Below are 20570 nucleotides of genomic sequence, written 5' to 3' on the forward strand. Positions count from 1 at the left end.
CCCTCCTCAAAAAAACCGTACAACAGACTGTACGGTAACATAAAAGTCATTTCCTTAAGTAACTTTTCGTTACACTTCTTCCCTTTTTCCACACACTAAGAATCCATGCGCTAACTATGGAGCAAATTAGCTTCTTTACGCATTCTCTAATGAGGCAGCAGCTTTAGTTGTCGACTCAATGGCAGTAACAAAATTAGCCATTCGATTAACCTGTTCATCCACTATTGCTTCCAGTTCTTCAATTGTGGCTGTTGTTTCCTCAATGATAGAAGCTAGATGATCCACGGATTGATCAATATGCTCGGAAGAATCTTTAATTTCACCAGCACTTTCATTTAAATAGTTCAAATACTTAATGAAGTTATGTAATTGCTCGGTTATTTTTTCAAAATTTGTTTTAGCGACTAATGTACGCTCCGTACTTACCATTAATTTCTCTTTATTTTGAGCTACCTCAGATTGAGTATGTTTTGCAGCATGCTCAATCATCGTCATGTTCTCCCTAATATGCTTGGCAGTATGCTGTGATACTTCGGCAAGCTTACGAATTTCTGAAGCTACTACCGAAAATCCTTTTCCAAACTCCCCAGCACGGGCAGCCTCAATACTTGCATTGAGAGCTAAAAGATTAGTTTGCTCTGCAATACCTTGTATTTTTGCTGCATATGTATTATTCTCGTCAATTCGATAAACAAGGCTTTCCATGTTCTCTGTTAGTTTTTCAAACGACTGTTTAAAGTCATTTATCGTTACTGTCAAGGATTGGATGGATTCTTGTCCCATTGTTGATAATTGGATTAAATCTTCACCATCTTCTACACTTTTACTAAACGATACCATCATTTTCTCTAATAATTTATGATTTGAATTCGTCGCTTCAGATATTCCGGAAGCGGACTCCGCTTGTTCCTGACTTGCCTTCGCAATATTATGGAACGCTGCTAGCATCTCGCTCATTTGCTTTTGGTTCATGCTACTATCTTGTTCCATCATCGCCATTTGCTCTCTAACATGAAGAACGCCTTCTCGAACATTTGCTGCTCGCTCCTTTTCCTGTACCGATTTAGCTCTGAGTTCTGTTACTGTTTGTTGCATCGATTGGATAAAACCTCTGGTCACTCGAATTTGAATGAATAACACAAGAAATACTAATGCGAAAAACACGACTGTAATTGCTGCTGCTCTTGTATCAAACCCTACTAGTTCACCCTTTACAGAAATAAAGAACCCTAATAAAATAAGTCCCAAAACTCCCCCAGTTGTAAGCACCGCCTTCGATAAAGATACAGCTGCAACAGCCAGAAGAAAGAAGGTAAATAACATATTGGTAACATAATCTGAGCTGAGCATAACGACGAGTGACACACCTGTTAAGCAAACAATAGCGATATATGGTACCGCCTTCGTAAATATTGCTTTATAATTTAATAACGCGATTAACCCGATACCGATACCTCCGCCAATCGTAAGCGCTAACAAATTTCCTAAAGGTGCCATCACGACAAGTTCCGCTCCAAGTCCTAGTAAAAATGCAATAAGTAAAATATACAGTAATATTCGATTCTGCCTTTTTATGATTGTTTCATTTAAATTCATCGTATTATCCCCTTTAATTACCTTTTATATATTTTTTAAGATAGGCTGAGAAAGTTAGTTACTCATTACTACCTGATATAAAAACAGCCTCACCAAACGTCGGCAAGGCTGTTGATGCACAGTAGATTTATTCCCAAATATAATGTAAATATTCTTTACGAATGCTTGTAAATTCGTCCTTATTTCCTTTTTGAATCGATTGATTCATTCTTTCTTCAAGCATTCTCTTATTCCAGTTAAAGCATAACTCATCTAAGAATAACCGTGATGACAGCTTAATTTCAAAGGATATTTCTCTTTTAGCAATCAGGACCTTTCCTTTATACGGATGAAAGCGGTAAACTACCTTTTCCTTTTTCATTGGATATGCCCCTTTGTTCCTTTATTAATATTATCCTAAATTTTTCGAATAATTGCAATGAAAATTTACAAAACGTACAAGATGAAACTTGCTCATATTATTGGAGATAGGAAACATACTGATAACATGACCTTCTTATAAACTTGAAACTTTTACTAGACCAATATAGGTTCGCTAAAACATAGATACATTACGTCAGTTCTTGGGGGTAGTTTAATGAACCAACCTAATATAAAAGGAGGGGAAAAAGGTGCTTGGATCAGTATTTTCGCATACCTTTTTCTCTCGGCAACAAAGCTGTCAATCGGACATGTAGGCGATTCCGATGCATTATGGGCAGATGGTTTAAATAACTCAACGGATATTGTTGCCTCCATTGCTATCTTAATTGGATTACGAATCTCGCAGAAGCCACCTGATCATAATCATCGCTATGGGCATTATCGGGCAGAAACGATTGCATCGTTGCTAGCAGCATTTATTATGGTAGCAGTCGGATTACAGGTGATTTTTGCTACGGTAGGTAACATGTTTGGAGAGAACGCAACAAAGCCTGACCTACTAACTGCCTGGACAGCTATCGCTTCAGCAATCATCATGTATATCGTTTATCGCTACAATCTTTCTTTATCAAGAAAAGTAAATAGTAGTGCATTATATGCGGCATCACAGGATAATCGCTCTGATGCACTTGTAAGTATAGGGGCATTTATTGGAATTATAGGTGCCCAGTTCGGAATTTATTGGCTAGATCCACTTGCTGGGTTAATTGTGGGATTGATTATTTGTAAAACAGCTTGGGGTATTTTTAAAGAATCAACCTTATCATTAACCGATGCTTTTGATGAGGAACGCTTGCAAAAAATTAAACAAGAAATTAAAACATTCCCAGAGGTAAAAATTGTACCAGATATTAAAGGACGAGCACTTGGTAATCAGTCCGTACTGGATGTAACGATTAAAGTGGACCCCAATCTTACCGTAATCCAAAGCCATGACATTACCGTTCGGATTGAAAAAAAGCTTGCTAATGAATATGGAATACTGTACACACATATTCATATTGAACCATATCTAAATTGAATGTCTTTAGCTTACGTTGTTTGTGGTATGGCTTTACGAAGAAGTTCAACCACTATAAAGAAACAATAGACATGACCTATAAACGCTCCGGAAAAAGCTCCGGTACTTCAGAGATAAATGATCGAAGCACGAAAGCGTATAGAGTATATCGTAGTTAGTATTCTGCATTTTTCCGGAGCTATTATCAATTATGTGGTTACAAGCTAAATAATCGGTCATTTAACAGCTTCTTATATCCTACTAGATCATAAGTTGAATTATTAACTTTGAATTTTGTCATACTTAACCTATCATAGATCTCCGCTTCAATTTTCTGCCTCTCCTCAAGTACTGCTAAAGCTCCCTCTTTCCCATTATATTTCTGTTCCTTCCCGAATCCTTGATTCGTATAGTAATCTATAAATCCGTCAGACCATGCTTTCGGTCGCTCTTGAACCGCTTTTTCAAAGGAAAATTCCAAATCGTCTTGTTCCACATAAATTAAGACAGGATTTAGTTTTTCTATGATATTCGCTAACGTTAAAACATACGCTAACACTTTTTCCTTTGGTTCATTGTATTTTACCATTCCAATTGTTACTGGGTTTTGAATAAAACAACATTCAAAAATAATGATTTTATTGCCAATAGCGTATTCCTGGGCAAATTCTTCCCATTTTTTTGCAATTAGCTCTTTATTTCGTTCGAATGGAAGTTCATAGATATCATGCTCGTATACCTTGCTCATTAGCGGATCTGGAAATTGCCTATTCAGATGACGTTTCATTATCTCGTAAGGTAAAAAATAATGATGATCTTTTACTTGTATAAAATCTTTAATAGCTTCTTTAAATCCCCCACTGTGTAATAACAAATTCTCATACTGTTCTCTCGTAAAACAAGCAACTCCATCATAATCGGCTGGGTTATGTAGGTCTCCCTCCAAATACAACTCTGCATCTATGTTCCTTTCCATTAAGGAATCATAGATAAGTTTTGCTGTCGTTGATTTTCCAAATCCAGGTAAGCCTTCTACCAATATTAACTTCGTATCCATAATCAAATTCCCCCTATTATTTCATAATAAGCTAGAAAAGATAGCTAATTATTCAACATAAAAAACCCCTCCTAAATAGAGAGGGGATTAGAATGTACAGCATTCCGGGGGAATACGTAGCAGTCGTGCAATTTTCAGCTATAGCAATATAGCTTATCGATGTTTCCCGGCGAAATGGCATACTAATCCCTTGTCTCTAGAAGCATTTGATTTTGCGATCAAATTTTCTGCAAACAAAAGATTAGTTATCCATTCGCTACGAGATACATTTAGAGAAGATATGTCAATTAGCACATGCTCAAGACATTGCCGTCATCGTAGATAGTGCACATGGTGCTCATAAACACTGGTCTTGCTCCACTTAAAATAATCCCATCCATTACAGATTTATGACCATTTCTAGGAACTAGTAATGTATCGCCTGGTTTGCATGTCGCCATAATCATGGTTTGAATTCCAACAGTTGTTCCATTTACTAGAAAATAGGCATGCTCTGCTCCAAAGGCATCGGCAGCTAAATCCTGTGCTTCTTTAATAACGGACTGTGGATGGCTTAACAAATCTAATTCCTTCATGGAGTTAACATCCATTCGTAGCGCCATTTCCTCAAGTACTTCCTTCAACGGACTCATAGCAGAACCCATTTTATGACCTGGCACATCAAATGGGGTTACATCTTGTTTAGCATATTCTACTAGGGAATCAAATAAAGGCATCTTATCTTGATTCAATAACGGAATTGGACTCGCAACAAGCTCCTTTAAATGGTTCATTACCGTAGAACCCCAGCATATGCATAGTTTGCTAACGCCTCTTGTAATGCTTCTACTTTATCAGTTCTTTCCCATGTAACATCTAAGTCATGACGACCAAAATGTCCATATGCTGCCACTTGTTTATATTGTGGCTTCCGCAAGTTCAGCATGTTAATAATACCTGCAGGAGTAAGATCAAATACCTCTCGTATGGCCTTAAGCAATTGTTCATGTTCGACTGTCTCTGTGCCGAATGTATCGATAGAAATACTAATGGGTTCACTGACACCAATCGCATAAGATAATTGAATCTCACAACGTTTGGCAAAACCGGCAGCTACGATATTTTTCGCTACATAACGTGCAGCATATGCAGCTGAACGATCTACCTTAGTACTATCTTTACCAGAGAACGCTCCACCACCATGCTTAGCAGCTCCTCCGTAGGTGTCGACAATAATTTTTCTACCAGTTAGTCCTGTATCACCATGTGGGCCACCAATAACAAAACGACCAGTCGGATTAATCAAAATACGGAATTCTTCATTCATTCCGTAATCACGTGCAATTTGTTTAATAATACTTTCTTTTACATACGTTTCAAATTTATCTTTATCAAAGTCCTCATCATGCTGAATAGACATTAAAACCGTATCAATGATGGGCTGTTGAGGATTCGTATAATCAATGGTAACTTGTGATTTCATATCCGGGCGTGCCCAAGTGAATTCACCTTGTTTACGGAGTTGAGAAGCATGTTTCACTAATTTATGAGCCATTTCAATTGCTAATGGCATGTAAGAATCCGTTTCATCTGTTGCATAACCAAACATAATTCCTTGATCACCAGCTCCTATTGCTTTACTATCACTGGAGACATCTACTCCCATAGCAATATCAGGTGATTGAGTGTGAAGCAGTACTTCTACATTACAAGAACTTCCATCAATTCCATAACGATCATCCGTGTACCCAATCCCAATCAGCGTGTTTCGGACAATTTTTTCCACATTTAGATTCGCTTTGGTAGTTATTTCACCACCAACAATAACTGTATTAGTTGTTGTAAATACTTCACAGGCAACCCTTGAATATGGGTCCTGTTCTAATGCAGCATCTAATATTGCATCAGAAATTTGATCGGCAATTTTATCCGGATGTCCTTCTGATACAGACTCCGACGTAAATAATATTTTCTCTGACAAAATTTACCATCCATTCCATTTTTTTCATTTCAGGGCATAAAAAAAGCTCTCCTACAACCTAAGGAAAGCTTCGATTAATATCAGCTGCTATCCTCTTATTGTTCACAAAACAAAGCTGTTTTGCGCTCAGGTTGGGCCCCATATCTGACTATTAATCAAACTGGTTTGCCACCGCATCTTCGACCCCTCGTCTCAGCGGCTATTAATAAGATAGACTTTTATTATGCTGGATTAATAGTAAAACATATTAGTATTCATGTCAATTTCTTTTTTTGTCGATTGTTACGGGAAATTTTTCCATGCGATCAACTAGTGACCTTTCGTCATGATAAAGAAAAATCCGAACCTATTCCCACTCTTATAAAGAATGTCCAATAGATATTCGGATTTTCTATAGATTCGCCTATTAATTTGTCCTGATTTCTTGTTTTATGAACCAGTAATACGCAATGATAAAGCAGATTAACGTTGCTGCGATAAGGCCGGTTAATTGAGGCCATATTAGTAATAGACTCTGCCCAAGTGGTAATGGTCCTGCTATCGCCCCTACCGTCTGTTCCATTGTCAATGGCCCTAAAGTTCTTATCCCAGGTGAAAGTAAGGTTGTGGTAGATTCAGAGAATAAATAGCTCGGTGATAGTCGATATAAATTTAGAATCGTTTCTTGTCTACTAATAGCCTCGTCCACACTAGAAATGGCCTGTGAATCTAAATAGCTTTTACTAATAAAATCAATGATCATATTGTAAAAGATACTAAAGAATATCCAAACTGCGATTCCAGATAAGGCGGACGTAGCAGCTTGTTTAAACCTTACAGAAAATAGAATTCCTAGATTTAACCAGAATGCGATATAAACAATACACAATACTAAAAAGCATACGATTCGAATAAACTCTTCAAACGTAATTGGTAACCCAATAATGATAATCCCTAATGCCATCACCAGAAAACCAAGTGCAAAGAATAATACAACATTAACTAATAAGGCGGCAACAAATTTTGCATTAATGACATAGTCTCTAGGAATCGGTTGTGCCATTAAACGAGTCAATGTTCCCTTATTCCGTTCAGAATTTATCGCATCGAATCCTAGTGCAACACCGAGTAAGGGCCCTAAAAACGTTACAAACGTAATAAACGGTGGTAACGTACCATCTGAAGTGGTAAATAGTTTCAAGAATAAGTAAGAATCTTTTGCAATCTGCTTCGCTTCATCGGATTGATCTAACGCATCTTTTATCGTTGTAATCGCTGTGTGCAACGAACCAAGACAGGTTAAGCCAATTATAATGAGCAGGATAATGATCCTCCAACTTCTAATATAGTCCGTAAACTCTTTTCGTACGATTGAACCAAATACAGATGTTCTTTTTTCTTTCTTATCTCGTTCTTCCGTATTGACTTGTTTTTTGAAGGTAATCTTAGATAGAACTTGCTCAAGCTTCATTTGTTTCACGCCCTTCAAAATACAGATGATAAATCTCGTCTAATCCGTAATTTTTCTTACTAATATTCGTTAGATTGCTATCATAGGACATAACAGTTCTAGCAATGGTCGGTGTAATATCTTTATCACAATAAATCTCAAGTGTATTGTGATTAAGTCGCTCCACACGACTTACTTCCTTCATTCCCTTTATGTCGTTTACCATGTCATCTTCAATTGGGTCGGCTTCTACATGGACAATATAAGCTACATTTTCAAATAATTGTCCAGCTAAATCATCCATATTCCCTTTCGCAAGTAACTTTCCTTTAACGAATATTCCAACTCGATCACATATCTGCTGTACCTGATGCAAGTGATGGGAAGAGAGTAGTACCGTTATGTTCTTCTCTTTATTTAATTTGTTAATCAAGCTTAATAGCTCCCGTACCCCTTCTGGATCAATTCCTAGGGTCGGTTCGTCTAAAATAATAACTTCTGGGTTCTTAATTAATACATCAGCTAGACCAAGCCGTTGCTTCATACCACGGGAATACTTTCCCGTTTTCTTATGCATAGCCCCCTCTAGACCTACTTGCTCTAGCAATGAACGGGCACGTTTTTCTGCTTCTTCCCTCGGAATTTCATTTAAGGATGCCGTATATAAGAGATTCTCATAGCCTGTCATATTTTGATAGAATCCTAGATCATCTGGTAAATAACCTACTCGCTTTTTTACTTCAAGTGGATTTCTTGTTGGGTCAATCCCACAGACATGGACATTTCCACTTGTAGGCTCTGTCAAACCTAATAACATAAAAATGGTTGTTGATTTTCCAGCACCATTCGGGCCTAATAATCCAAAAATCTCTCCTTTTTGGATGGAGAGGGATAACTTATCAACTGCAGGTACATCGTCATAGATTTTGCTAAGCTCTTGTATTTCAATAATTGCCTCATTCACTCGTTATCTCCTCCCATATTTTCTTACAATAGAATACAATCCACCTACTACTACTAAAATAATTCCAAATCCAGCAAATCCCCAAGCAGTAGACGTTTTAACGGATACACGGAAATTAGCATCAGAGGAAGCTTCAGCACTAGATGCACTAAACGTGGTCGCATAATCCCCTGCTATAGCATCTTTTGGTGCTTTTAATGTAGCTTTAACGATAGCTTTTTCTCCCGCCTTTAGTGTAGAAATGGTATCCTTGTCAAACTCTACTTCCCATTTTGGCGGAGTAGTTGATTTTAGATTAATATCGGTCAAATCCACGCTTCCTGTATTTTCAACTACTAAATCAACAACCGTATCTCCTCCAGCTGTAATATCATCACTTAGTACGCCATCTGGAGTGGTTAATGTTAACCCATACGTACCAGTAATGACAGCTTCTAATTCGATTTCACTAGAGGTTCCACCAGATTGTGCACTTACAGGAATTTTATACGTATCTGATTTTGCATTGTTAGCAGGTGTCACAACAATTTCTATCTTTTTTTCCTCATTTGGTTCCAGTGTGATCGATGTAACAGCCTTTCCATCTACCTTAAATTCGGTATTCCATCCATTTGGGGCTTTTGAGGTTAAGGAATAATGCTGCTCTTCTGCCGTTTGGTTTTTCAATGTCGTATTGTATTCAAAAGTTGAATCTGTATGTCCTTGCATATTTGGTTGGTCAATCGTGAAATTCGTTTTAAATGTACCTTTCTCTGTAACATTTACCGCTAACCCTAATGTACTTGTACTACTTCCATCTGCTACTAAATCAAATTCATAGGTTCCTTTTTCTACCTGAAGTGGTACAGTTACAACTAATCGTATATCTTGCTCATCGTTCGGGCGAATTGATAATTGCTCAATACTCGTTCCATTTGCTGTGATTTGATATTCCCAATCCTTTGGTAATCCTTTCATCCCAAACCTAACATTTTCAATGGAACTACCCGAATTAATAATAGAGACATTGTACTCAATATCTTCCCCAGGTGATACAGATAATCCCGTGTATGGAGTATAGACAGAGACCTCTGCATAGACAGTTGAAGTAAGTAACATTCCCCCCAATACTACTGCTAAAAGTGAATAGAACATCTTTTTAAGCATCTGACATATCCTCCTCTTTTTTTCTAAAATTCATCTATGATACGAGCAAAAATAACAGATGGATTTAATTTTTTTATAATTTTTCCATATTTTTTTGCTAAGATAGGCTCAGTGAATGTGAAGGGGGTAAAATAATGGATACGAAACAAGATGAGAAGCTACTAAAATTAATTGCTAAAGGCTCTCAAGCTGCTTTCAATCAATTCTATGAAACCTATGTATCCTTTGTCCTTCAAATTGCGATAACTGTATTAGCAGACCGCCGAGAAGCAGAGGATATTTGTCATGATGTCTTTATCGAAGTATTTCAAAAACCGATGCAATACAAGCCAGATAAAGGTAGTGTGAAGGCTTGGTTAGCGGTCAAAACAAGAAGTAGATGTATCGATCGTCTCAGAAAGCATCAACCTGCCTTATTAAATAAACTAGAAAAACTCGATACAATACAATCAGTAAAATTGGAAATGTACGTTTTAAAGGAGATAGAGAAAGAGATTTTAGAAGATGCAATGAATAAACTTCCGCCAAAACAACGGGAGCTTATATACGGGGCTTATTTTGAAGGTAAAACACAACGGGAGCTTGCAACCATTTACGGGAAACCAATTGGGACAATTAAATCTTCGATACGTTATGGACTACAGAACCTACGCAAGCAAAAGTCCTTACTTCATTGGGCAAGAACCGATAAGGAGTGAAACGCACGAATGAAACATATCCCAGAAGAATTAATGATAGATTATGTATTAGGGAATTTATCAAACGAAAAACGTCAATCAATGGATGAACATATATATCAGTGTTCACATTGTCAGGAAGAATTAACGTCGTGGAAGCTACTACTAAGGGACAATCAGAAAGTAACCCCTTCTGAAAGCTTAAATAAACGAATTAAAAACACCATTCATATAAAAGGGCACTCTAAACCAAAGATAGGAAATCGTAAAGCCTTCTATGTCATCGTAGGTGCAGCAGCCATATTCACTATATGCGTAGGACTATTGCAATTTACCCAACAGCAGCCAATTGCAGATAGTAGTGACCAAGAATATTTAACTGCACAATATGATTTAATACCGGAACAACCTTTCATGAATAACCCAGCTACTAATCAACTCGATATCATCCCGGTTACAATGGATCAAAATATTACCGGTAACATATGGTTAAATGAAGTAACTAATGAATTGTATTTACAGGTTGAAGGGCTTAGACCTTTGGAAAGTCAGGATTATCAAGTATGGCTTGTCCGAAATGATAATGATTGGCAGGATGAGCTACTACATCTAAATAATGGAATGGTTCATGTATATTATAAGGGACCCGATGTACAAACAATCCGTTTCATTAAAGTAAGTGTTGAACCACCTGGAGGTAGTAGGATACCTACAGGACCAGAGACATTGTATATTGATTTACAGCAGTAAGGAAAAGATTGTGTCTAGAACATAGCTAAAAAAATGAAGGGAAAAACCGAATGTTATACGGTACTAGCTAATCATTCGGTTTTTCCTCTATCTTTTTCTCACGCTCAAACTGGTTACACATGTATATAATTTATAAGGTTGTTAATAAAAACACGGATAATATAGCTCCAATGACGACAAAAATAACATTCAATCCAATATAGGCTAGGGCTACAGCGACAAGTCCACCAATTAATCCAATATGTGGTTTATCTGGATTTACACTTAGTACACCAGGAAAAATTAAAGCACCTAATGCTGCATACGGAATTGCATTTAACCATCTGTTTACCCAGTCCTTAAATTGTAATTTGTCTACAATAAATGCTGGAATAATCCTTGGAAGCATGGTTACTAAAGACATTCCAATGATGATGAACCATATCATGAGCGTTCCCCCTTCAACAAAAAGACACCACTATATCCACCAAGCACTGTACCGACAACAATTGCCCAACCACTACTCATGAACTGAAGGCAAATAGCATTAATCAACATCGCAATAAGTGCAATTAAGCCTACTCTTAGCTCCTTTTTAACGGAAGGAACTAATAATCCGATGAACATGGCATATAGCGCAATTCCCATACTTTGACTCAATGCTTCTGGAATTATTTCCCCTAACACACCGCCAAGTAATGAACCAATGACCCAAGATACGTATGCAATTAAGGTGAGCGAACCATAAAAGAAAAATCCCTTCTCTTCTTTTGCTTCTTTCGTATGTAAGGAAGAAACAGCAAATGTCTCGTCCGTTAACCCTAATGCTAATGGCAGCTTCCACTTTAACGCAACCGGCCGCATGCGATTCATAAAGGATAAGCTCATCACAAAATGACGAAAGTTTAACACAAAGGTTGCGATAATGATTTCCACAGCCCCTGCACCAAGAGCAATCATATTGGCTCCCATAAATTGACTTGCTCCAGCAAATACCAATACACTCATTAACGTAAGCTCTGTTAATGTAAGTCCGGCCTGTTTCGCAAGAACGCCGTAGGTTATCGCAATGGGAATATAACCAAGCATGATAGGAAAACCTACTGTTAGACCGCGTTTGATCATGGTCATTGACGTCGATACGGGATTCTTTGTTACGTTAACGGTCTCCATCCTAGTCTCCTCCACTTAGAAATTTTAACTAATTATAACTGATTTTATTAGTAGTGAAAACTTCTTTTCATTAAAAAAAGAAAATCTGCACTTTTGTACAGATCTCCTAAAGGATTATTTATCTTGCTCGGTTAAAATAATTGGATCTCCCTCTGTAATCACAATCGTATGCTCATATTGTGCCGAGCGACCACCATCAACCGTTCTAGCAGTCCAATTATTAGAATCTACTTTACTTTGCCAATCGCCTTCGTTTAACATCGGCTCAATCGTAATTACCATTCCTGGTTTTAAACGAAGACCTTTGTTAGGCAATCCAAAATGTGGGATATGTGGATCCTCATGAATCGTTGGTCCAATGCCATGGCCGGTAAAGTCTCTTACAACAGAGAAGCCTTCTCCCTCAGCATAGGTTTGAATTGCATGACCAATATCACCAATTCGGTTACCAGCTTTTGCTTGCTCAATTCCGATATAAAGTGATTTCTTCGTTACTTCCATAAGACGAAGACCTTTTTCATCGACATCTCCTACAGCATAGGTCCATGCAGAATCTGCTAACCCACCGTCTAGATTGACCACCATATCAATCGTTACAATATCGCCATCCTTCAGTTTGTCTTCTCTAGGAAATCCATGGCAGATTTCATCATTAATAGAAGCACAAGTTGCATAAGGGAATCCGTTATACCCTTTTTGCTCTGGAATAGCTCCATGCTTTTCTAAAAATCGGTCTACAAACGTATCAATTTCCATCGTACTAATTCCCGGTCTAATCATGTTGGCAATCTCTTTGTGAACTTGAACTAGTAAGTCTGCAGCCTTCTGCATTTGTTCAATTTCACGTTTACTTTTTCTTGTAATCATCTAATCGTCCTTTCTATTTATCAGCCTAAGCTGCTCATTACATATTTTTCATTTTCCTAGTGTACCACAATTTCTAAACACTTTCATTACACCATATATATTCACCGAAGCATGTACTCTCGACGAAACAAAATTCCCGGTTTCAACTTGCTTACCAGTACATTCGCCCTGTCACCATGATAAATGATACATACATTGTACTAGAGGAGGTGGCAATGCATGAGTAAAGATAGTGGAAATGGAAAAGGCTTTGCTTTGATTGTTGTGTTGTTTATTTTGTTAATCATTGTTGGTGCTAGTGGCTACGGTGGTGGCTACGGATCCGGATATGGCGGCGGTTGGGGCTATTAATCGTCGGTAATTATAAATATTCTATAACGGGAGGTGACATAATGGGACGCGGATTTGAAGGCGGATTTGCATTAATCGTTGTTCTTTTCATCCTGCTAATCATCGTTGGTGCAGGTGGATATGCTGGCGGATACTATTAAACGATAACGAAGGATGTCATGGTGATAATTCCACTATGACATCCTTTTTCATCATTATACATATTCGTTAACTTGATATATTTTTCCATTTTCAATACTTGCTTCATCATTCAAAATATCAATTAGAATGCCACCAACCGTATCACTATCTCTTAGTTGATTATCTTCCTTATACGCTTTAAACTTTTCTACGTCGTTAAAAGCCTCTTTAGCGCTTGATCGAATAGTTTGTTGCATATCCGTATCCATAATCCCAGGATTGAAGGCAATTATTTTATGACCAGTCTTTAATGTTTCTTGTTCGAGTGCTGCTGTTCTCGTATACATATTGATACTCGCCTTCGAGCTACAATAAGCAGCCCAACCATATATTGGCCTTTCCGCAGCACCCGAAGTAATATTGACACAAATGAAAGAGGTATTTATTTTCGAAGAGAAATCTAACATCTCCTTCGTTAATATCATCGGGACTACGGTATTAAGATGAACATGGTAGGCGAGTGCTTGATTATCTAGTTGGCTTACTTGATTTATCGGATCAATGACAGCTGCATTATTGATCAAATAGAGTAGTGATGGGTCATACTGCTGAATATCTGTCTTAACGTTTTCCATTGTTTCCTCTAATTCTTCCGTATTTCCAAGGTCACAAGTATAATGATGGTATTTCACATGATTATCGGCTGCAATTTTTTCAAGCTGTTTATTTATACTTCTTGATATACCTAAAACATGAATCCCAGACTCGAGAAATAGCTTCGCAATGGATTCTCCCAATCCTTTAGAAACTCCTGTAATTAGAGCTAATTTCATTTAAACTACCTCTTCTCATTGGTTAATAATTACGATTGAAATACGCTGTTCAATACTGTGTATAAATTGATTCATCTTTACATTCTGATCTTCTGATACTTTCTAGGATCTGGGACAAAACTATTTCTAACATAGGATAAACCGAACATGAAAGTTAGCGCATCAAATCCGCCCCGGAAATATACTACGCATCCGTGGGCGGCTGGTGAGCCTCCTCAGAGCTAAAGCTCTTCCGGGGTCTCAGGCAGTGCCCTTTCCTCCCACAGGAGTCTCCGTATATTTCCGGGGCTAATGTGGTGGTTGTTCGTATTTTATTAACTTTGTTTTCGTTATGTCCCAGCCTCTTCTATAACTTGTTTACTTCATTCCAATAATACACTAATGTTTCCATTCCTTTATCAAAACTGTCTAGTGGGAAGCTTTCATTTGGTGAATGTAGTCGATCATCTGGTGTACCGAATCCTAATAGAACAATCGGCATTTGATAGATATCCTCAATCCACTCCACTACCGGAATGGAGCCGCCCATACGAACATAAACCGTTTCTTTGCCAAATGCTTTTGTATAGCTTTTTGCTGCTTTTTCAATCAATGGATGGTTAGGTTCCACTTTATAAGCTTTTGCAGAAAGCTTTTCTTTCTTCACTTCTACGGTTACTCCTTTAGGTGCAACCTTCTTCACATGTGCTTCAAGAGCTTGTTGAATATCCACTGGGTCTTGTCCCGGAACTAATCGACACGTAATTTTAGCCGTAGCTGAGGTAGGGATAATGGTTTTCGTTCCTTCTCCTTGATACCCGCCGTATATTCCATTAACCTCAAACGTTGGGCGAGCCATCGTATGTTCCTTAGGTGTATAGCCCTTTTCTGATACGGTTTCCGGAATTCCAGTAGCCTTCACAAAGTCTTCTCCAGGTACTTGCTCCATTAATTTTCTCTCTTCCTCGGTTAAATCTTCTACGCCGTCATAGAAACCCTCTACTGTTACTACCTCTTCTTCATTTTTCATAGAGGAAAGAATATGAGATAGAGCCATAATCGGATTACGCACTGCGCCACCATACATTCCTGAGTGTAAATCATGATCTGGTCCGGTAACGGTAATTTCAATACCGGTGAACCCTTTTAATCCATAAAGAATAGTTGGTTGATTTTTGGCTACCATCCCTGAATCAGAGATTACTGCAAAATCAGCCTCGAATAATTCTTTTTTCTCTTGTAGCATTGAATAGAGATTTTCACTACCTATCTCCTCTTCTCCTTCTAAACAAACCTTTACATTAAGAGGAAGCTTACCGGTTGTTTTCATCAGTGCTTCAAACACCGCTAGATGCATAAACACTTGTCCTTTATCATCGCTAGATCCTCGTGCATAAAGTCGTCCATCTCTTATTTCTGGTTTGAATGGATCACTTTTCCACAATTCAATCGGATCCACTGGCTGAACATCATAATGGCCATATAATAGAACCGTTGGAGCTTCAGGCCCAGCTTCCATATATTCTGCATAAACGATAGGATGCTTTTGAGTCTCGATTTGTTGAATATTTTCAAAGCCAATTTCAGTTAAGTAGTCTTCTAAAAAGCTTGCAGCTTTTCTTACATCTTCTTTATGTATACTATCCGTACTCACACTAGGAATGGATAAAAATTCATTTAGCTTCGTTAATAATTGGTCCCGATTATCAGTTAAATATTGCAATGCTTTTTCACTCATTATGGACATCCCCTTTTAAACTAATATTGTGTTCATTTTAGCATATTTCTTTTAAAAATAACTATAAGACTTTCATGCTACAGATAAACTTCTATGAATACGATCAATCAAATACTACTGTACATAACTAAAAAGGACAGCTCATCCGCTGCCCTTTTACTTAGTTACCTAATGCCTGTGATAAATCTTCTATTAAATCACGAACATCCTCGATTCCTACTGAAACTCGGATTAACCCATCGGTTATTCCTAGCTCTGCTCTTCGGTCTGCTGGGATTGATGCATGGGTCATTTTTGCTGGTAATGAAATTAAGCTTTCGACTGCACCTAAGCTTTCTGCAAGCGTAAAGTACTTCACTTTTTTCAATACTTCTTCCGCCAGCTCACCACTACCTACATCAAATGAAATCATTCCACCAAAACCACTCATTTGTTCTTGCGCCAAATCATGACCTCGATGTGATTCAATACCTGGATAATAAATTGTCGTTACTTTTTCATGTCCTTGTAAAAACTGAACAAGTTCATTCGTATTCGATTCAATTGCTTCCATGCGTAGTGCTAACGTTTTAATTCCTCTCATTAATAACCAAGAATCCTGTGGTCCTAATACTGCACCAACAGAATTTTGTAGAAAGTGAATTCTTTCTGCTAGTTCCTCAGATTTAACTACCACTAATCCTGCTACGACATCACTATGCCCACCAATATATTTGGTTGCACTATGAAGGACAATGTCTGCCCCCATATCTAAAGGCTGTTGCCAGTATGGTGTTGCAAAGGTATTATCAACTATTAGTAGTAGATTATGTTTTTTCGCTATGTCTGCTATTTTCTTTATATCTGTAATTTTTAGTAATGGATTTGTAGGTGTTTCAACATATAAAACCTTCGTATTCTCTTGTATTGCTGCCTCTACTTGTTCAGGATTACTCGTATCCACAAATGTATGATGTAAATCAAATCGATTTAATACTTTGCTCATTAATCGATAAGATCCACCATATACATCATCGGTTAGTACAACATGATCCCCTGCATCTAATAGCATCATGACCGTTGTAATGGCAGCCATTCCGGAGCCAAAAGCAAATCCATGAGTTCCATTTTCTAGCTCTGCTATCACCGTTTCGAGTGCATGACGAGTTGGGTTACCTGTACGAGAGTATTCATATCCGCGGAAGTTCCCTACACCATCCTGCTTATACGTACTTACCTGGTAAATTGGAACAGACACTGCTCCTGTTTGTTCATCACGAGTAATACCACCATGTACCATTTTTGTTTTTGAACGCATATTAAATCTCCTTCCCCATGACATCCGGGTAAATCTTTTTACTTAAATAACGATCACTACCATCTGGAAAAACGACCACAATATTCGTACCCTTCTCTGCTTGTTTCGCTTCTTCTAATGCTGCGCACATCGCGGCACCGGAAGAACTACCAACTAACAATCCTTCCTTACGGGCAAGGCTTTCCACCATTTGAAAAGCATCTACATCACTGATTGTATGAATCGAATCAAAATAGCTTGGATCCATAAAAGCAGGTAAAAATTCCATCCCAATTCCTTCCGTTCGATGCGGACCAGGCTCACCACCTGCAATAATTGATCCTTCTGGTTCTACAATCACAGTCTTGATAGTTGGATCTATTTCTTTAAAAAATCGAGAACACCCCATGAATGTACCACCAGAACCTGCTCCTGCAATAAAAACATCAACATTCCCATCTAAATCATGCCAAATTTCTGGAGCGAGGGTTTTATAATACGTATTTGGATTAGCAGGGTTGGCGAATTGTTGCGGCGAGAAGCTATTTGGGATTTCGCTTAACAGTTGCTCTGTTTTTTCAATTGCCCCCTTCATCCCAGCCTCTCTAGGCGTATGGACAATCTCTGCACCCAAAGCTTGCATAATCAGTTGCTTCTCCTGACTAAAATGTTCTGGCACAACAAAGATTACGTTTAAGCCTTTTTCTTTCGCTGAAAGTGCTAAGCCAATTCCAGTATTACCAGCTGTAGGTTCTATAATTGTGCCACCTTGCTTAATCTTCCCTTTTGTAAGAGCATCATCAATTAGTTCTGCTCCCAGACGGTCTTTTATACTTCCACCAGGATTATAAAATTCTAGCTTTGCATAGATGTTAACTCCATCTGGAATAGCATCAATATGGCGTATGTTAAGCAGAGGAGTATGGCCGATTAAATCATGAATCGATTGATATAATGCCACAGTATCACCCCATTAGTTAGAAAACTTCTCTCCAACCCTCTTTTTTCGCAAGCATCTCTTTTGCGATTTCCTTTGCACCTTCAAGGCTATGGTTGGCTGCCCAGCCGCATTGTACTTCATTACATGCCGGCACTTCAACTGCTGCTAAAACATCTTCCAATGTCTTTTCAAGTGTTACTAATACTTCGTCAAATGAATCATTGTTTAAAATAGCCAAATAAAATCCTGTTTGGCATCCCATTGGGCTAATATCTAATACATTGTCCATATGATTACGAATGTTTTCTGCCATTAAATGCTCAAGAGAATGTAATCCAGCCATCTCCATGTGTTCTTTATTTGGTTGCTTGAATCGGATATCGTATTTATATACCTTGTCTCCATTAGCTCCTTCTGTTACACCAACTAGTCGAACATATGGTGCTTTCACCTTTGTATGATCTAAATTAAAGCTTTCTACATTCATCTTTTTCATCATCTTTCACTTCTCCTTTAAACCTTATTTAAATGTTGCTAAGATAAGCCAAGCAAAATCATTCATTTGCTTGAAAGAAACATTAAACTGTTGCTCAGTAAAAATTTGTTCAATTGTGTCAATATTAGGATAATACTCTCTTCGTAAATCCTCGGCAAGATTAGAATATCCAACTTCCTCGGCCTCTCTTATCTTCCGTTGCTTAGCATTGTCCGATACAAAAAGTGTATCTGCAAATACAATTTTACCACCTTTAGGAAGTAATGTTGCAAAATTTTTAATTGCAAGTTCTTTTTCTTCATCATTTAGATGGTGAAATGCAAATGTGCTAACTATCGTATCAATTGGAGTAGTAGGCTTTGGAAAATCTAAAAAATCACCATCTAATACTGTTACATCGGGTAGCTTCAACTTTGCGATGTCTCGCATAGCTGGTGAAGGTTCGATTCCAATCACAGTATGTCCATTCTCCACTAGCTTCTTTGTTAAATTGCCAGTGCCTACTCCAAATTCTAATACAGTACCAATCGAATTTTCTACCACTTCGTCTAATATCTGATCGTATTGATGAAAAACTTCTTTATATTCACGGTCATGCCCATTAACTGTATTATCATAGTTCTCTGCCCAATCCTCAAAAATCTCTAAGAATTCTCGTCCCATCTTCTCATCTCCATATAATGAAATCATAGTAAACCACTATGTTTAATATGAATTATATGTAATACATTATCACATGTTAACGGTTTTTAAAAGAAAAGAGATTAGTGCAAAAACTTAGGCTATTATGTATTAAATAATAATGGAAAGAGGCCGGGACAAAACTATTTCTAACATAGGATAAACCGAACATGACAGTTAGCGCATCAAACCCGCCCCGGAAATATACTACGCGTCCGTGGGCGGCTGGTGAGCCTCCTCAGAGCTAAAGCTCTTCCGGGGTCTCACCGATGCCTTTTCTCCCACAGGAGTCTCCGTATATTTCCGGGGCTAATGTGATTGTTCGTTTTTATTACCTTTGTTTTAGTTTTGTCCCAGCCTCTTAGGCATTATCTATTTTGTGGGAAAACTCGTTCAATCATATTACCAATTTCTTCAAAGAATCCTTCAATTGGTCTTCCCTCATCGACATCACGTGCGTAATTATCGGCTAAATCCATAAAATCTGGGTTAGTGGACACATATACATTGTCAATATTATTATCCACTGATTTTACGATGGATGAAATTTTTTCTTTCACCTCATCGGTTAATTCTCCATCCTTGTGATTTAAATTATTACCATTCTGATGTGTGTCTAGTTCAGCCGCAACATAGGCATTATTGTCTGTAGTCAGAACATACGCATTATCAATAACATTGATTCGTTGAACGATTAAATCCGCTGCTTCTTCAGCTACATCATACCGATTTGCATTGGTTTGTTCATTGGTATTATTTATATTACGTGTATTATTGTTTCCTGGATTATTTATATTTCGGAATCGATTTGGTTCCTCCAAGTCACGTTGCATCGTGTAGTTTCGATTATCACGCGTACCAATGCCATCTGGATGATTTTGATATCTTACGGGATCGATATTATTATTATCTGTTCCACGCTGGCCTTCTTCATTATCTGCTGCACAACCAGAAACGATAAATAAAGCTGCTGCAGCGACAGTAATAAGTTGCTTTTTCATTTTATCCCTCCCCTTTTCGTTTTTTAGTATGTATCAGTGTAAACTGTTTATGCTAATTAACCCTGACCTTAAATTGGAAACCACACCAAATAGTCTCTCGGAAATATATATATAATATGGGGAAGCTATAATTA

23 protein-coding genes are annotated in these 20570 nt (G+C 37.8%); 5 read left to right on the forward strand and 18 right to left on the reverse strand.

Annotation, left to right across the window (positions count from 1 at the left end; all coding sequences use genetic code 11):
• Nucleotides 1–135 precede the first annotated feature (135 nt).
• Nucleotides 136–1596, reverse strand: a complete 1461-nt coding sequence (locus MKY78_RS02835) for a methyl-accepting chemotaxis protein (protein ID WP_339216022.1) — start codon at nucleotides 1594–1596, stop codon at nucleotides 136–138.
• A 127-nt stretch (nucleotides 1597–1723) separates the two neighbouring features.
• Nucleotides 1724–1957, reverse strand: coding sequence for a hypothetical protein (locus MKY78_RS02840; RefSeq protein WP_339216024.1), 234 nt, complete (start codon nucleotides 1955–1957; stop codon nucleotides 1724–1726).
• Nucleotides 1958–2173: 216 nt separating this feature from the next.
• On the opposite strand from MKY78_RS02840, the gene MKY78_RS02845 reads away from it, so the two are divergent.
• On the forward strand, nucleotides 2174–3040 hold the full coding sequence (locus MKY78_RS02845; protein WP_339216026.1) for a cation diffusion facilitator family transporter: 867 nt from the start codon (nucleotides 2174–2176) through the stop codon (nucleotides 3038–3040).
• Nucleotides 3041–3236: 196 nt separating this feature from the next.
• Here MKY78_RS02845 and MKY78_RS02850 read toward each other — a convergent pair whose 3' ends face one another.
• From MKY78_RS02850 to MKY78_RS02875, 6 genes are all read right to left on the reverse strand, one after another.
• Nucleotides 3237–4076 (reverse strand): hypothetical protein, encoded by an 840-nt coding sequence (locus tag MKY78_RS02850; RefSeq protein WP_339216028.1) that lies wholly within the window; start codon nucleotides 4074–4076, stop codon nucleotides 3237–3239.
• A 287-nt stretch (nucleotides 4077–4363) separates the two neighbouring features.
• On the reverse strand, nucleotides 4364–4849 hold the full coding sequence (locus MKY78_RS02855; RefSeq protein ID WP_339216030.1) for an aminotransferase class I/II-fold pyridoxal phosphate-dependent enzyme: 486 nt from the start codon (nucleotides 4847–4849) through the stop codon (nucleotides 4364–4366).
• On the reverse strand, nucleotides 4849–6039 hold the full coding sequence (metK, locus tag MKY78_RS02860; RefSeq protein WP_339217806.1) for a methionine adenosyltransferase: 1191 nt from the start codon (nucleotides 6037–6039) through the stop codon (nucleotides 4849–4851). The genes MKY78_RS02855 and metK overlap by 1 nt, the downstream gene beginning before the upstream one ends.
• 403 nt (nucleotides 6040–6442) lie before the next feature.
• Entirely contained in the window at nucleotides 6443–7486 is a 1044-nt protein-coding gene (locus MKY78_RS02865; RefSeq protein ID WP_339216032.1) for an ABC transporter permease, read from the reverse strand.
• Nucleotides 7476–8429 (reverse strand): ABC transporter ATP-binding protein, encoded by a 954-nt coding sequence (locus MKY78_RS02870; protein WP_339216034.1) that lies wholly within the window; start codon nucleotides 8427–8429, stop codon nucleotides 7476–7478. The genes MKY78_RS02865 and MKY78_RS02870 overlap by 11 nt, the downstream gene beginning before the upstream one ends.
• A 3-nt stretch (nucleotides 8430–8432) precedes the next feature.
• Entirely contained in the window at nucleotides 8433–9575 is a 1143-nt protein-coding gene (locus tag MKY78_RS02875; protein WP_339216035.1) for an NEW3 domain-containing protein, read from the reverse strand.
• A gap of 134 nt (nucleotides 9576–9709) precedes the next feature.
• Between MKY78_RS02875 and MKY78_RS02880 the strand changes: the two genes are divergently transcribed.
• A complete protein-coding gene (locus MKY78_RS02880; protein WP_339216037.1) occupies nucleotides 9710–10273 on the forward strand; it encodes a sigma-70 family RNA polymerase sigma factor in 564 nt (187 codons plus the stop codon).
• 9 nt (nucleotides 10274–10282) lie between these two features.
• Nucleotides 10283–11002 carry an anti-sigma factor gene (locus tag MKY78_RS02885; RefSeq protein WP_339216039.1) on the forward strand — a complete coding sequence of 240 codons (720 nt, stop codon included), beginning with the start codon at nucleotides 10283–10285 and terminating at the stop codon, nucleotides 11000–11002.
• Between the two features lie 130 nt (nucleotides 11003–11132).
• Here the strand turns inward: MKY78_RS02885 and MKY78_RS02890 are convergent, their stop codons facing one another.
• The 3 genes from MKY78_RS02890 to map all read right to left on the reverse strand — a co-directional run bounded on the left by MKY78_RS02890 (nucleotide 11133) and on the right by map (nucleotide 13021).
• A complete protein-coding gene (locus tag MKY78_RS02890; RefSeq protein ID WP_339216041.1) occupies nucleotides 11133–11429 on the reverse strand; it encodes an AzlD domain-containing protein in 297 nt (98 codons plus the stop codon).
• The gene (locus tag MKY78_RS02895) at nucleotides 11426–12154 is read right to left on the reverse strand and encodes an AzlC family ABC transporter permease (RefSeq protein WP_339216043.1); all 729 of its coding nucleotides are present in this window, start codon (nucleotides 12152–12154) and stop codon (nucleotides 11426–11428) included. The genes MKY78_RS02890 and MKY78_RS02895 overlap by 4 nt, the downstream gene beginning before the upstream one ends.
• A 114-nt stretch (nucleotides 12155–12268) precedes the next feature.
• Entirely contained in the window at nucleotides 12269–13021 is a 753-nt protein-coding gene (gene map, locus MKY78_RS02900; protein WP_339216045.1) for a type I methionyl aminopeptidase, read from the reverse strand.
• A 219-nt stretch (nucleotides 13022–13240) separates the two neighbouring features.
• Between map and MKY78_RS02905 the strand changes: the two genes are divergently transcribed.
• Nucleotides 13241–13372, forward strand: coding sequence for a YjcZ family sporulation protein (locus MKY78_RS02905; protein ID WP_339216047.1), 132 nt, complete (start codon nucleotides 13241–13243; stop codon nucleotides 13370–13372).
• A 41-nt stretch (nucleotides 13373–13413) separates the two neighbouring features.
• Nucleotides 13414–13512, forward strand: a complete 99-nt coding sequence (locus MKY78_RS02910) for a YjcZ family sporulation protein (RefSeq protein ID WP_186869287.1) — start codon at nucleotides 13414–13416, stop codon at nucleotides 13510–13512.
• A gap of 54 nt (nucleotides 13513–13566) precedes the next feature.
• On the opposite strand, the gene MKY78_RS02915 is transcribed toward MKY78_RS02910, so the two are convergent.
• From MKY78_RS02915 to MKY78_RS02945, 7 genes are all read right to left on the reverse strand, one after another.
• A complete protein-coding gene (locus tag MKY78_RS02915; protein WP_339216050.1) occupies nucleotides 13567–14325 on the reverse strand; it encodes a (S)-benzoin forming benzil reductase in 759 nt (252 codons plus the stop codon).
• A gap of 346 nt (nucleotides 14326–14671) precedes the next feature.
• A complete protein-coding gene (locus MKY78_RS02920; RefSeq protein ID WP_339216052.1) occupies nucleotides 14672–16042 on the reverse strand; it encodes a dipeptidase in 1371 nt (456 codons plus the stop codon).
• Between the two features lie 160 nt (nucleotides 16043–16202).
• The gene (locus MKY78_RS02925) at nucleotides 16203–17339 is read right to left on the reverse strand and encodes a bifunctional cystathionine gamma-lyase/homocysteine desulfhydrase (protein ID WP_339216054.1); all 1137 of its coding nucleotides are present in this window, start codon (nucleotides 17337–17339) and stop codon (nucleotides 16203–16205) included.
• Nucleotide 17340: 1 nt separating this feature from the next.
• Nucleotides 17341–18279, reverse strand: a complete 939-nt coding sequence (locus MKY78_RS02930; protein WP_339216056.1) for a cysteine synthase family protein — start codon at nucleotides 18277–18279, stop codon at nucleotides 17341–17343.
• A 16-nt stretch (nucleotides 18280–18295) separates the two neighbouring features.
• Complete coding sequence (locus MKY78_RS02935) at nucleotides 18296–18757, reverse strand: S-ribosylhomocysteine lyase (RefSeq protein WP_339216058.1); 462 nt, start codon at nucleotides 18755–18757, stop codon at nucleotides 18296–18298.
• A 21-nt stretch (nucleotides 18758–18778) separates the two neighbouring features.
• Complete coding sequence (locus MKY78_RS02940) at nucleotides 18779–19417, reverse strand: methyltransferase domain-containing protein (RefSeq protein ID WP_339216059.1); 639 nt, start codon at nucleotides 19415–19417, stop codon at nucleotides 18779–18781.
• Between the two features lie 386 nt (nucleotides 19418–19803).
• Nucleotides 19804–20436 carry a YhcN/YlaJ family sporulation lipoprotein gene (locus MKY78_RS02945; RefSeq protein WP_339216061.1) on the reverse strand — a complete coding sequence of 211 codons (633 nt, stop codon included), beginning with the start codon at nucleotides 20434–20436 and terminating at the stop codon, nucleotides 19804–19806.
• Between the last annotated feature and the right edge of the window lie 134 nt (nucleotides 20437–20570).

It is taken from the genome of Ornithinibacillus sp. FSL M8-0202 (assembly GCF_037975285.1).
GTDB lineage: Bacteria > Bacillota > Bacilli > Bacillales > Amphibacillaceae > Ornithinibacillus > Ornithinibacillus massiliensis.

Coding starts and splice junctions, on each gene's coding strand:
- MKY78_RS02835 (WP_339216022.1), bottom strand. CDS start 1,596: ATGAATTTAAATGAAACAATCATAAAAAGGCAGAATCGAATATTACTG.
- MKY78_RS02840 (WP_339216024.1), bottom strand. CDS start 1,957: ATGAAAAAGGAAAAGGTAGTTTACCGCTTTCATCCGTATAAAGGAAAG.
- MKY78_RS02845 (WP_339216026.1), top strand. CDS start 2,174: ATGAACCAACCTAATATAAAAGGAGGGGAAAAAGGTGCTTGGATCAGT.
- MKY78_RS02850 (WP_339216028.1), bottom strand. CDS start 4,076: ATGGATACGAAGTTAATATTGGTAGAAGGCTTACCTGGATTTGGAAAA.
- MKY78_RS02855 (WP_339216030.1), bottom strand. CDS start 4,849: ATGAACCATTTAAAGGAGCTTGTTGCGAGTCCAATTCCGTTATTGAAT.
- MKY78_RS02865 (WP_339216032.1), bottom strand. CDS start 7,486: ATGAAGCTTGAGCAAGTTCTATCTAAGATTACCTTCAAAAAACAAGTC.
- MKY78_RS02875 (WP_339216035.1), bottom strand. CDS start 9,575: ATGCTTAAAAAGATGTTCTATTCACTTTTAGCAGTAGTATTGGGGGGA.
- MKY78_RS02880 (WP_339216037.1), top strand. CDS start 9,710: ATGGATACGAAACAAGATGAGAAGCTACTAAAATTAATTGCTAAAGGC.
- MKY78_RS02885 (WP_339216039.1), top strand. CDS start 10,283: ATGAAACATATCCCAGAAGAATTAATGATAGATTATGTATTAGGGAAT.
- MKY78_RS02890 (WP_339216041.1), bottom strand. CDS start 11,429: ATGATATGGTTCATCATCATTGGAATGTCTTTAGTAACCATGCTTCCA.
- MKY78_RS02895 (WP_339216043.1), bottom strand. CDS start 12,154: ATGGAGACCGTTAACGTAACAAAGAATCCCGTATCGACGTCAATGACC.
- map (WP_339216045.1), bottom strand. CDS start 13,021: ATGATTACAAGAAAAAGTAAACGTGAAATTGAACAAATGCAGAAGGCT.
- MKY78_RS02905 (WP_339216047.1), top strand. CDS start 13,241: ATGAGTAAAGATAGTGGAAATGGAAAAGGCTTTGCTTTGATTGTTGTG.
- MKY78_RS02910 (WP_186869287.1), top strand. CDS start 13,414: ATGGGACGCGGATTTGAAGGCGGATTTGCATTAATCGTTGTTCTTTTC.
- MKY78_RS02915 (WP_339216050.1), bottom strand. CDS start 14,325: ATGAAATTAGCTCTAATTACAGGAGTTTCTAAAGGATTGGGAGAATCC.
- MKY78_RS02920 (WP_339216052.1), bottom strand. CDS start 16,042: ATGAGTGAAAAAGCATTGCAATATTTAACTGATAATCGGGACCAATTA.
- MKY78_RS02925 (WP_339216054.1), bottom strand. CDS start 17,339: ATGCGTTCAAAAACAAAAATGGTACATGGTGGTATTACTCGTGATGAA.
- MKY78_RS02935 (WP_339216058.1), bottom strand. CDS start 18,757: ATGATGAAAAAGATGAATGTAGAAAGCTTTAATTTAGATCATACAAAG.
- MKY78_RS02940 (WP_339216059.1), bottom strand. CDS start 19,417: ATGGGACGAGAATTCTTAGAGATTTTTGAGGATTGGGCAGAGAACTAT.
- MKY78_RS02945 (WP_339216061.1), bottom strand. CDS start 20,436: ATGAAAAAGCAACTTATTACTGTCGCTGCAGCAGCTTTATTTATCGTT.